The sequence below is a fragment of the Streptomyces sp. NPDC060031 genome, assembly GCF_042736805.1.
Taxonomy (GTDB): Bacteria; Actinomycetota; Actinomycetes; order Streptomycetales; family Streptomycetaceae; genus Streptomyces.
Genome location: NZ_JBHWVM010000042.1, coordinates 21,982 through 33,409 on the forward strand (window position 1 = coordinate 21,982; position 11,428 = coordinate 33,409).

The 11,428-nt window shown below is 71.6% G+C and carries 12 protein-coding genes; 7 read left to right on the forward strand and 5 right to left on the reverse strand.

Going from position 1 to position 11,428, the window contains the following annotated elements; genetic code table 11:
- The first annotated feature begins 169 nt into the window (after positions 1-169).
- Together ACFWB8_RS20005 and ACFWB8_RS20010 are read left to right on the forward strand one after the other, a co-directional pair.
- Positions 170-607: a hypothetical protein gene (locus ACFWB8_RS20005; protein ID WP_030161262.1), complete on the forward strand. Its 438-nt coding sequence runs from the start codon at positions 170-172 to the stop codon at positions 605-607.
- A 300-nt stretch (positions 608-907) separates the two neighbouring features.
- Positions 908-1,645, forward strand: a complete 738-nt coding sequence (locus tag ACFWB8_RS20010; protein WP_385228399.1) for a Mut7-C RNAse domain-containing protein — start codon at positions 908-910, stop codon at positions 1,643-1,645.
- Between the two features lies 1 nt (position 1,646).
- Here ACFWB8_RS20010 and ACFWB8_RS20015 read toward each other — a convergent pair whose 3' ends face one another.
- Positions 1,647-2,135 carry a hypothetical protein gene (locus tag ACFWB8_RS20015; RefSeq protein ID WP_385228402.1) on the reverse strand — a complete coding sequence of 163 codons (489 nt, stop codon included), beginning with the start codon at positions 2,133-2,135 and terminating at the stop codon, positions 1,647-1,649.
- A 112-nt stretch (positions 2,136-2,247) separates the two neighbouring features.
- Here ACFWB8_RS20015 and ACFWB8_RS20020 point away from each other — a divergent pair, with 112 nt between their 5' ends.
- Both ACFWB8_RS20020 and ACFWB8_RS20025 read left to right on the forward strand, forming a co-directional pair.
- Positions 2,248-2,580 (forward strand): YnfA family protein, encoded by a 333-nt coding sequence (locus tag ACFWB8_RS20020; RefSeq protein ID WP_385228405.1) that lies wholly within the window; start codon positions 2,248-2,250, stop codon positions 2,578-2,580.
- A gap of 64 nt (positions 2,581-2,644) precedes the next feature.
- Positions 2,645-3,406, forward strand: a complete 762-nt coding sequence (locus tag ACFWB8_RS20025; RefSeq protein ID WP_385228408.1) for an SDR family oxidoreductase — start codon at positions 2,645-2,647, stop codon at positions 3,404-3,406.
- A gap of 35 nt (positions 3,407-3,441) precedes the next feature.
- On the opposite strand, the gene ACFWB8_RS20030 is transcribed toward ACFWB8_RS20025, so the two are convergent.
- The 3 genes from ACFWB8_RS20030 to ACFWB8_RS20040 all read right to left on the reverse strand — a co-directional run bounded on the left by ACFWB8_RS20030 (position 3,442) and on the right by ACFWB8_RS20040 (position 6,716).
- Entirely contained in the window at positions 3,442-4,137 is a 696-nt protein-coding gene (locus tag ACFWB8_RS20030; RefSeq protein WP_385228411.1) for a polysaccharide deacetylase family protein, read from the reverse strand.
- 41 nt (positions 4,138-4,178) lie between these two features.
- A complete protein-coding gene (locus ACFWB8_RS20035; RefSeq protein ID WP_385228414.1) occupies positions 4,179-5,171 on the reverse strand; it encodes a hypothetical protein in 993 nt (330 codons plus the stop codon).
- A gap of 351 nt (positions 5,172-5,522) precedes the next feature.
- Positions 5,523-6,716 (reverse strand): RtcB family protein, encoded by a 1,194-nt coding sequence (locus ACFWB8_RS20040; protein ID WP_385228417.1) that lies wholly within the window; start codon positions 6,714-6,716, stop codon positions 5,523-5,525.
- Positions 6,717-6,887: 171 nt separating this feature from the next.
- Between ACFWB8_RS20040 and ACFWB8_RS20045 the strand changes: the two genes are divergently transcribed.
- The 3 genes from ACFWB8_RS20045 (at position 6,888) to ACFWB8_RS20055 (ending at position 10,120) form a co-directional block, all read left to right on the forward strand.
- Positions 6,888-7,751: a DUF3558 domain-containing protein gene (locus ACFWB8_RS20045; RefSeq protein ID WP_385228420.1), complete on the forward strand. Its 864-nt coding sequence runs from the start codon at positions 6,888-6,890 to the stop codon at positions 7,749-7,751.
- A 127-nt stretch (positions 7,752-7,878) separates the two neighbouring features.
- On the forward strand, positions 7,879-8,646 hold the full coding sequence (locus ACFWB8_RS20050; protein WP_385228423.1) for a DUF3558 domain-containing protein: 768 nt from the start codon (positions 7,879-7,881) through the stop codon (positions 8,644-8,646).
- Between the two features lie 91 nt (positions 8,647-8,737).
- A complete protein-coding gene (locus ACFWB8_RS20055; protein WP_385228426.1) occupies positions 8,738-10,120 on the forward strand; it encodes a DUF2637 domain-containing protein in 1,383 nt (460 codons plus the stop codon).
- Here the strand turns inward: ACFWB8_RS20055 and ACFWB8_RS20060 are convergent.
- Positions 10,117-11,370, reverse strand: coding sequence for a serine hydrolase domain-containing protein (locus tag ACFWB8_RS20060; RefSeq protein WP_385228429.1), 1,254 nt, complete (start codon positions 11,368-11,370; stop codon positions 10,117-10,119). The two genes, ACFWB8_RS20055 and ACFWB8_RS20060, sit on opposite strands and share 4 nt — an antisense overlap.
- Positions 11,371-11,428 lie beyond the last annotated feature (58 nt).

An 11,428-nucleotide genomic window follows, 5' to 3' on the forward strand; every position in this document is an offset into this window, starting at 1 on the left:
TGGAGATATGCAACGCGGTGGTGGACCGGGCGAGGGCACGGACGGCCTGGACCCGCAGCGCGCCCGTGAATCCCGTCGCCGCGGCAAGCACCGCCGCCGCGCCACGGACGCGGCCGAGCCCGACGCGGGACCCGCGCAGGACTCCGACGACCTCCCCAAGGGCCGCGGCATGGGCGTGACGTACAAGTACTTCGGCGCCCCCGACGGGGCCACCGCCGCCCGCGTCCCGGTGACGATGCGGCCGGAGGAGCTGGGCGGCGACGAGCTCGGCATGGGCGGCCTGTTCACCAAGATCAAGCCGGAGACGGTGGCCGCGATGGTCCTGACCGGCATCGAGGGCATACCCCTGCACAAGGTGCCCCCGCTGGAACTGGTCGTCCTCCACCCCGACTACGCGGTGGTCAAACTCCCGATGACGGTGGTCGACCCGCTGCGCGGCATCGGGGAGGAGTCCGTCGGTGCGGCCGCCTTCATCTGGTCCACCGTCCCCGACCGCGGCGGCCCCCGCGACGCGTTCAACGTCTACCAGCTGCTCCACGAGTGGCAGGACTTCTCCCACCGCCTCCACGAGGCCGGCCACCAGCCGTACTGCCTGGTCTGGCCGTGACGCCGACGGCCCAACCCAGCCCCGCCGCCGTTTGAGGCGGCCCGGGGTCCGGGTCGGAGCCCCGTCGGCACAGGCCGCCTCCAGCCCCGCCGGCGATTGAGGCGCGGGGTCCGGGGCGGAGTCCCGGGGGGCCGCCGTCAGGCCATCGTCAGGACGACCCGGCTCCGTGAGGCGGTGGGCCGAGAACCACTTCGACGAGGTCGACGCCCACCGCGAGACCTACGACGAAGCCGTGGCCCCCACCCCTGCCGCCCCGTAATTCACCCGCGCCGCCCGCCCGGGCAATGGCATGCTGGCCCCGTGAACGGACCCGGCATTCAGCTCACCCTCGCCCCCGAACTGCACGTCTTCGCAGCGCCCGCCCGGCGCGGCGAGCGCGTACCGACCACGACCGACGGCGCCTCCAGCCTCGGCCACGTCGTCGAATCGGCCGGCGTCCCGCTCACCGAGGTCGGCCACATCCTCGTCGACGGCACCGAGACACCCTTCTCGTACGTCCCCCGAGCGGGCGAGTCCGTCGAGGTGCTCGGGGTCGACCGCCCCCAACACGTCCCCGGCGCCCCGCTCCGCTTCCTCCTCGACGTCCACCTCGGCACCCTCGCCCGCCGCCTGCGCCTGCTCGGCGTGGACGCCGCGTACGAGAACGAGGACCCCGGCGACCCGGCCCTGGCCTCCCGCTCCGCCGCCGAACAGCGCGTCCTGCTCTCCCGCGACCGCGGACTGCTGCGCCGCCGCGAGCTGTTCGCGGGCGCGTACGTCTACAGCGACAACCCCGACGAGCAGCTCCGCGACGTCCTCGGCCGCTTCGCCCCGGCCCTCGCCCCCTGGACCCGCTGCACCGCCTGCAACGGCCCGCTCCGCCGGGCCACCAAGGACAGCGTCGGCGACCGCCTCGAAGACGGCACGCACCGCTCGTACGACGTGTTCGCCCAGTGCGCCGACTGCGAGCGCGTCTACTGGCGCGGAGCCCACCACGCCCGGCTGGAGCGCATCGTCGGCGAGGCCGTCGCCGAATTCGGCGGCGTGGCCACCCCGTAGCTCAGAACGCGTACGTGTCGCCCGTGTCCAGCGCCAGCACCACGTGCTCGTTGTTGGTGTGGTTCCGGTCGGTCGCCCCGCCGTTCCACCACGTGTCGATCCGCACCACCACCTCGGGCGCGCTCTCCCGCAGGTCCAGTACGAGCCCGATGTGCCGCCCCCGCCCGTGCAGCGGCATCGACCCCGTCTCGCAGACCACCTCGCGCTGCCCGGCCCGGGCGCAGCCCCCGGCCAGTGCCTGCCGGTCCGCGAGGTCGGCCGACACCCTCACCCGCAGGGTGGCGTTCGGCACCGCGGACGGGCCCTCGTTCTCCGGGACCATCAAGATCCGAAGCCGCCCGTGGGCCAGGGCGACCCGCCCGTGGTACGCCACGTCGGCCTCGGGCCCGGCCGACGCACCGGCCGGCCCGGCCCCGGCCCCGCCCAGCACCAGCAACCCGGCCACCACCACACTGCGTACGACACCTCGGCGCACCGCGACCACCTCCACGCGCGGACGCTAGCCAGCCCACCCGTCCGCCGATCGGACCATCATTCGAATGAGGGCGAGTCGCCCTCCATCTGCACGCACCCGCCCGCGCCCCCTGCGTACGCTTCCAGCCATGGTGATCGCCCGCTCCGCAGCCCTCTTCCTCCTCGCCGCCGTCCTGGAGATCGGCGGCGCCTGGATGGTCTGGCAGGGCGTGAAGGAACACAAGGGCTGGGCCTGGATCGGCGCCGGAGTCATCGCCCTCGGCCTCTACGGCTTCGTCGCCACCCTCCAGCCCCAGGGCGATTTCGCCCGCGTCCTGGCCGCCTACGGCGGAGTCTTCGTCGCCGGGTCCCTCGTCTGGGGCATGGCCGCCGACGGCTACCGGCCCGACCGCTGGGACGTCACCGGCGCCCTCGTCTGCCTCGCGGGCATGGCCGTGATCATGTACACGCCCCGGCGCTGACCCCACCTATGCTGGCGAGGAATCGCCCGTACGAACGAACGAGCAACAGCGAGGAGCCCCGCACATGAGCACGGCCACCCGAACCGCCGTAGTCACCGGAGCGAGCAGCGGCATCGGCGCGGCCACCGCCCGGCAGCTCGCCGCGGCCGGCTACCACGTCGTCCTCACCGCCCGCCGCAAGGACCGCATCGAGGCCCTCGCCGCCGAGCTCACCGAGGCCGGGCACCAGGCGACCGCGTACGCCCTCGACGTCACCGACCGCCCCGCCGTCGACGCCTTCGCCGCCTCCCTGGAGCGCTGCGACGTACTCGTCAACAACGCCGGCGGCGCCATCGGAGCCGAGCCCGTCGCCACCGGCGACCCCGCCGACTGGCGCACGATGTACGAGGTCAACGTCATCGGCACGCTCAACGTCACCCAGGCCCTGCTCCCGGCCCTGACCGCCTCCGGTGACGGCACGGTCGTCGTCCTGTCCTCCACCGCCGGGCACTCCACGTACGAGGGCGGCGCCGGCTACGTCGCCGCCAAGAACGGCGCCCGCGTCCTCGCCGAGACCCTCCGTCTGGAGATCGTCGGCCAGCCCGTCCGCGTCATCGAGATCGCCCCGGGCATGGTCAAGACCGAGGAGTTCGCCAAGACCCGCTTCCGCGGCGACGCGGCCAAGGCGGAGAAGGTCTACGCGGGCGTGCCCGACCCCCTCTCCGCCGACGACGTGGCCGACACCGTCACCTGGGCGGTGACCCGCCCCAGCCACGTCAACATCGACCTCCTGGTGGTCCGCCCCCGCGCCCAGGCCTCGAACACGAAGGTCCACCGCGAGCTCTGACCCCCGGGTCGGCGAGCCCGGTGGGGCGAGCCCGGTCAGACGAGCCCGGCCGCCTTCAGGTGCGGCATGAGGGCCGCCGGCTTCAGACCGGCGGCCCTCGCCGCGTCCAGGGCCCGCTGCAGGTCCGCCGCCAGCGTGGGCGTGAAGTGCAGCAGCACGATGTCCCCGGCCTGCAGCCGTGGCGTCGGAGGCGTCTGGCTCCAGGTGGTGAAGTCGTACGTCCACGTCACGAGGGCCTTCACCCCGCACGCCTTGGCCGCGGCCCGCACCTCGTCGTTCACGGCCCCGTACGGCGGCCGCAGCAGCTTCGGCGTCCTCCCGAAGACCGCGTCCAGCTGCTCACCGGCCCCGCACACCTCGGCGTCCTTGCCGGCCGCGTCGAGGGTGGTCAGGTCGGGATGGTTGACGGTGTGGTTCTCGACGGTGGCCCGGCCCTCGCCGATCAGCCGGGTGAAGTAGCCGGTGTCGTAGGAGGCCGCCCCGGGCAGCAGGAACAACGAGACCGGCACCCGCTGCTCCAGCAGGATCCGGGCGGCCTGCGGATCGTGGTTCCAGCCGTCGTCGACGGTGATGAAGAAGACCTTCTCCCGGGTCGGCACGTGCGACACGACGGGCGGCAGCCCCACCCCGACCTGAGTCGCCCCGGCCTGAGCCGCCCCGGCCGCCCCGGCGGCCCCGAGACCGAGCGACAACGACACGAACGCGGCAAGCAGCACGCGGGATCTCCACATGCCGCACACTTTGGTCTAGACCAACTCCGGCCGTCAATCCCCTAGCGGGGAGTTCCTTCCGCCGAAAGCAACGGCGCCTTCAGGGAGTTGCTGCCGACCACGTCGGCGGGACCGGCCTGCGGCACCTCGAAGGTCACCGTCACACTGCGCCGCACGGTCGTGTCCCGCCACCACTTGTTCCCGCCGCCCAGCAGCGCGTCCACGTCCTTGAACCTGCCGGTCCCGTAGCGGAACGCCGCGTCCTTGCCCGACCAGTGGTCCGTCCGCCGGTAGGAGCAGGTGACCAGGGACTTGCCGTCCACCAGGCGCACCACCGGCAGCTCTTGGCCCACCACCTCGAAGTGGTACCGCCTCCTGGTGAAGTCCAGGTTCTCGTTCGCCTCGTTGTACGCCTTGACGATCCCCGTCGTCAGATCGCCCGGAACGAAGTGCTCGCTCTGCGGCTCCCCGTCCGGCGCGGTGAAGGTCATGTACTCCGCGTACCGCTCACACACCTCCCGGTCCGCACCGGCGGTCGGCGACAGCGTCACGGCCCCCGCCGCATCCCGGCCGACCGGGGCGATCTCCTTGTCCCGCGTCCCGAATCCCGCATGCCGGGAAGGCGTGTCCTCGTTCTGCGTTTTCATCGGCCCGTCGTTCACCCAGGAGCCGGCGGCCGCCTTCCACTCCCCGCCGGGCGCCTCCTGGACGAAGTAGTGCACGGCGGTCTCCCGGCCGGCGGGATTCCAGGACGACTTGCTCAGCACCACGAAGGAGCGCGGGTAACCCGGCTGGTCGCGTTCCGCTGGAATCAGGAACGACGGCTGGGTGTAGCGACTCTCCGCCGCGACCGGGAACGCTTGCTTCAGCTGCGCGTAACGGGCCCGGCTCGCCTCCAGCAGCGGCCCGGTCTGCAGCTTGGCGGCCGCTTCCTCGTCGCGCCGCACTTCGGCGTCGAAGCTCTCCTCCGCGTACCGGTTGAAGACCTGCTCCGCCTGCTCCTTGCCGATCACCATCGCCGCGGTGGGCGCCGGCGACGGCGGCGCCGCGGCCACGGCCCCCGCCTCCCCGTCACTTTTCGCGGAAGTACACCCGCCCACCCCGAGGACCACCGCCCCGACAACGCCCACCCACACACGCCGCCGACCAGCCGAGAACCCGCCCACGAACCATCCCCCCACAGCACCGACCCGCCAAAACCCCGCCGAATGAAACCACGCCCGCGAACTCCCCGCCCCTGCGGGGCCGCCGCGCCGATCCGCAGGTGCGGGTGAAGTCGCGCGGCACTCTCGCGGCGCGGGCTCGAGGAGAACGAGCTGGTCCGACGACCTCGGCCTCAAAGTCGACTGCTACGCCCAGGCCGGCATCCCCGTCCACCTGGTCGCCGACCGTCGACCGTCTCCTCGTCAGCCCTTGATGCAGATGACCTGCTTGAGCTTCGCCACGACCTCGACCAGGTCGGTCTGCTGGTCGATGACCTGCTCGATCGACTTGTACGCGCCCGGGATCTCGTCCACGACGCCCGAGTCCTTGCGGCACTCCACGCCCTTGGTCTGCTCCGCCAGGTCCCGCGCCGAGAACCGCTTCTTCGCGGCCGTCCGGCTCATCTTCCGGCCCGCTCCGTGCGAGGCCGAGTTGAAGGACTTCTCGTTGCCGAGGCCCTTCACGATGTACGAGCCCGTGCCCATCGAGCCCGGGATGATCCCGTAGTCGCCGCTGCCGGCGCGGATCGCGCCCTTGCGGGTGACCAGCAGGTCCATGCCGTCGTACCGCTCTTCCGACACGTAGTTGTGGTGGCAGCTGATCTCGTGGTCGAAGGAGACCTTCGCCTTCCGGAACTCCTTGCGGATGACCTCCTTGAACAGGCTCATCATCGCCGCGCGGTTGTACTTCGCGTACGCCTGCGCCCAGAAGAGGTCGTTGCGGTAAGCGTCCATCTCGGGCGTCGCGGCAAGGAACACCGCCAGGTCCCGGTCGACCAGGCCCTGGTTGTGCGCGAGGCCGCGGGCCACGTTGATGTGGAAGTCCGCCAGCTCGTTGCCGATGTTCCGCGAGCCGGAGTGCAGCATCAGCCAGACCGAGCCCGACTCATCGAGACAGAATTCGATGAAGTGGTTTCCGGACCCGAGCGTTCCGATCTGCTTCCTGGCACGCTCATGACGGAACTTGACCGCATCCGTGATGTAGTCGAACCGCGACCAGAGGTCGTCGTAGCCGTCCACGGAGAACCCGTACAGCCGCGCCGGATCCACCGCCTCGCGGTGCATGCCCGCCCCCACCGGGATCGCGCGCTCGATCTTCGACCGGAGCACCGACAGGTCCCCCGGCAGGTCGTTCGCCGTCAGGGAGGTCTTCACCGCCGACATGCCGCAGCCGATGTCCACGCCCACCGCCGCCGGGCAGACCGCGTCCTTCATGGCGATGACCGAGCCGACCGTCGCGCCCTTGCCGTAGTGGACGTCCGGCATGACGGCCAGACCCTTGATCCACGGGAGGGTGGCGACGTTGCGGAGCTGCTGCATCGCACTGTCCTCGACCGACGCCGGGTCGGCCCACATCCGGATCGGGACCTTCGCCCCGGGCACCTCTACATACGACATTTAGGCCTCAATACCCCGTCAACCACAGAAAAATCTGAATACGCAAAAAGCCTCGCTCTTGGCCCCATAAGCGACAGAGGACCGGCGCCAGCACCAGCGTGTGCGATAGACATTGTGTCCATCCGCGCCCGAACCGCGGCAACGCATTTTTCCCGAGGGGAGCCAGTGGACGTGCAGCGCAAGGCAGTACGGCAAGTCCTGCCCGGCATCGCGATGCTCAGCACGCTCGTGGCCGGCCTCGCCGGGTGCAGCAGCGGCAGCGGCGTCGGGACGACCTCCGACGCGAAGGCCGGCGGCAACGCGGGCACCGTCGCCCAGCCGGGCAAGTACCGCAGCCTGCCCTCGCCCTGCAAGGCCGTCGACGGCAAGCGGGTCAGGACGATGCTCCCGGCCGCCGAGGAGCTCACCGACCAGCAGCGCGACCAGCTCTACGCCGGCGCCGCGGACGCCTCGTACGACGGCGACCGGAACGTCGGGTGCCGCTGGAGCGCGCAGACGCCCGAGGGCACCAGGCTGCTGTCGGTCGGCTTCGAGCGGGTGGTCTCGTACGACCGGACCGCCGCGAGCGACGACGACAAGGCCAAGCAGGTGTACGTGCGCCGGCTCACCGACGCCCACCTGCCCTTCCCCGGGGTCGTGACCTCCCCGTCCCCGTCCCCGTCCCCCTCCTCCTCGGCGCCGGCCGCGACCCCGTCCGCACCCCCGGCCTCACCCCCGGCCGCGAGCGGCAGCCCCTCCGGCTCCCCGTCCGGCTCCCCCTCCCCCTCCCCCTCCCCCTCCGCCCCCGTCGAGCTCGGCTCCCGCGTCCTGCAGGGGCTCGGCGACGACTCCTACCTGGAGGACAAGCTCAGCGCGGCCGGCGCCACCGCCGCGCAGTCGCGCACCGTGCGGATTGTGTTCCGTACCTCGAATGTCATCGTCACCGTCGAGTACAGCGTGCAGCCGTCGCTGCCCGGCACGGTCCCGTCGAGCGGTGAAACCCAGGACAGGACAAGGCAGTTGGCGCAGGCGCTGGTCGACCGGTTCGACGAGTAGCCGCGCCGGTCACCGAGGGCGTACGGGGCCTGCGTGACGGCGCGCACAGCAGCCGGGCGCCGGGTCGGGCTACCGTTGCTCCGGTCCCGCGCCCGCATTAGGCAGTCCCCCAACGTCTGAAGGAACCATGCACCGATCAGCCTCGCGCCTCACCCGCGTTCTCGCCTGCGCAGCCGTCCCGGTGGTCCTCACGCTCGCCGGCTGCTCTTCCGACTCCGGCAAGGACTCGAACGCCGACGGCGGCAAGAAGTCCGGCTCGTCCGCTTCGTCCAAGCCGAACGCGAAGCCGTCGGCCACCTTGGAGAAGGCGGCGTACGGCACGCTGCCGGACCCGTGCAAGGCGGTCCAGACGAAGACCATCGAGACGCTCGTGCCGAAGGCGAAGGACAACAACGGCACGTCGGCCAAGTCGAACGACCTGACCAGCCGCGCCAGCTGCTCCTGGAACGGCCTGGACGAGGGCGGCCTCCAGGGCTCGCAGTACCGCTGGCTCTCGATCTCCCTGGTCCGCTACGACTCGCTCGCTTCGGTCGGCACCGGCAACAAGCGCGCCGAGGACGAGCTGACCAAGCAGGTCGAGAAGGCGAAGGTCACCGAGGGCGCCTCGGACGTGAAGACGGAGCAGGCCGGCGGCATCGGCGACCAGGCGACGTCGATCACCTTCACCACCAAGAAGGACGGCGACTTCCTCAACAGCACGGTCATCGCGCGCACCCAGAACGTGGTCGTCACCCTCGACTTCAACGGTGCCGCCTACGAGGGCGCCGGCTCCCCGGACCAGAGCAGGATGCTCCAGGACGCCATCGCGGCGGCGAAGGAGACCGTGGCCTCGGTGGACGCGGCCAACCAGCAGAAGCAGCCCGAGCAGCAGGCCTCGCCGGCCCAGTCGCAGTAGCGGCGTCGCGGCGGGCGGACCGCTGGCATCCGTTCACCCGTACGCGCGTACTCTGTGCCTGCCGTAGCTCGACAAGGGGAGGGGACCGCGGGTGGCCGCGATGCAGCTGACTCGTACCCACCGGATACTCATCGGTGTCGTGGTCGCCGGAGCCGTCGTCATCGCGGGCATCGGCTTCGCCGGCTCGTACGCCGCCGTCCGCTCGCTCGCCCTGCAGAAGGGCTTCGGCAGCTTCTCGCTGGTCTTCCCGATCGGCATCGACGCGGGCATCTGCGTCCTGCTCGCGCTGGACCTGCTGCTGACGTGGATCCGGATCCCCTTCCCGCTGCTGCGCCAGACGGCGTGGCTGCTGACGATCGCGACGATCGCCTTCAACGGGGCCGCGGCCTGGCCGGACCCTCTGGGTGTCGGCATGCACGCCGTGATCCCGATCCTGTTCGTGGTCACGGTGGAGGCGGCCCGGCACGCGGTGGGCCGGATCGCGGACATCACCGCGGACCGGCACATGGAGGGCGTGCGCATCACGCGCTGGCTGCTCTCCCCGGTGCCCACCTTCAAGCTGTGGCGCCGGATGAAGCTGTGGGAGCTGCGCTCCTACGAGCAGGCCGTCGCCATGGAGCAGGACCGGCTGATCTACCAGGCCCGTCTCCAGGCCCGGTACGGGCGGGCCTGGCGCCGCAAGGCCCCCGTGGAGGCGCTGATGCCGCTGCGCCTGGCCCGGATCGGTGTCCCGCTCGCCCAGACCGCGCCCGAGGGCCTGGCGGCGGCGGGCATCGACCCGGTGCTGCTGCCCCCGGCCGCGGCGGCGGTCATGGGCGTGGGCGTCAAGGTCCAGACGGCCCCGGCACCGGCCCCGGCCCTGCCGGCGGGCGAGGCCGCGCCGCAGCCCGAGGCCGGCCCCCAGCCGCAGCCGCAGCACCAGCCCCAGCCCCAGCCGGAACCCCAGCCCCAGCCCGAGCCGCAGCACGCCCCCGCACCCTTCGCGGTGGACCCGACGGCCATGCCCGCGGCGCACAACAGCGCCTGGTTCGCGGCGCCGCTCGCACCGCAGGCGGCGTACGAGGGCGGCTACGACCCCCGCTACGTCGAGGGCCCGGAGCCGGCCCCGGTCATGGCCCCGTCGGGTCCGGAGGGCTTCGAGCGGGGCCATGACCGGGGCCTTGAGGCGCAGCCTCCGCAGGAGGAGCTGCCGGTACCGGCCCCCCGCCGGGAGGCAGCGCCGGAACGGGCGCCGCAGGAGTCCGCCGAGGAACCCCCGTCGATCGACGAGCTCAAGTTCGCCGAGACGGCGTACGAGGTCTTCCGCTCCTACATCGACGAGCACTCGCAGTTCCCGACCCCGGAGCAGGTGGACATACACCTCTCGGACCGCCACGGGGTGGTGCACCCGCGCAGCGCGTCGATGATCCGCAAGATGATGCCGGAGCTCAAGCAGCGCTACCAGCGCGACCTGGAGAACGAGCACATCGCCTAGGACGACGGCGGGGTCGAGGACTTCGGCTCCGAGACGGGCTTGGGCAGGAAGAAGACGTGCTCCGGGGTGAGGATCTGCGTGATCGCCTGCCCGAAGAGGACGCTCGGTTCGAAGCCGTCGTGCGAAATGTCGGTGTTCGACAGGAGCACGAGGGTGGCCTTCGGCCCGGGCAGATGGATCGTCAGCGACTGGTAGCCGGGCAGTGAGCCGTTGTGGCCGATCCAGCCCTGGACGTTGAAGATGCCCAGTCCGTAGCCGGCGCCTTCGATTCCGGTGGGCTCGGTCTTCAGGCGCTGGGCCTGGGTGGCGGGGGTGAGGAGCGTGCCGTCGGCCAGGACACCGGCCCAGCGGCGCAGGTCCCGCAGGTTCGAGATCATCGCGCCGGCGGCCCAGCCCCAGGAGGGGTTCCAGTCGGTCACGTTCTCGACCTTGCCGGTCGCCGTCTGGTCGGAGTAGCCCTGGGCGTGCGGCTCGGGGAAGGCGGCGTCCGTGGGGAAGAGGGTGTGCTGGAGGCCGCCGCGCTTCACGACGTCCTGTTCGATGACGTCTTGCAGCGGGCGCCCGGTGACCTTCTCCACCACGAGCCCCAGCAGGATCAGGTTGGTGTTGCAGTAGTCGAAGCGCTCGCCGGGCTGGAACTGCACTCCGGGGCGCTTCCAGGCGTACGCCAGCAGCTCCTGGGGGGTGAAGCCGCGCCCCGGGTCGGCGAACAGGTCCTTCGCGAAGCTCTCGTCGGTGGTGTAGCTGTACAACCCGCTGCGCATTCCGGCGAGTTGGCGCAGGGTGATGTGGTCGCCGTTCGGTACCCCGCCGATGTACCTGGCGATGGGGTCGTCGAGTCCGACCTTGTGCTGGTCGACCAGTTCGAGCAGGGCCGTCACCGTGAAGGTCTTCGTCTCGCTGCCGATGCGCGAGTAGAAGTCGGTGGACATCGGCTTCCCGGTGTCCTTGTCGGACACGCCGAAGGTACGTACGTACGCACCCTTGCCCGGCGCCCACACGCCCACGATGACGCCGGGCACCTGGGTTTCGCGCATCACCCTGCGGATCGCGTCGTCCAGCTTCCGCGCGACCTCGGGCGTCAGCTGCGGGAACCGGGTGTCGTCGGCGGCGCGCCCCGTCGCCGACGGCACCGGCGGGCTCGGGGTCCCGGCCCCGTACGCCGCTCCGGCCGACACCGGTGCGACCAGGAGCCCGGCGGTCGCCGCGGCCACCCAGGTGCGGCGCAGCCGCCTGTTCCAGCAGCTCACGGCGGGCTCCTCCCACCAGGGGACGGGAATCTCCACGCATCAGCGTAGGCACGGGGCG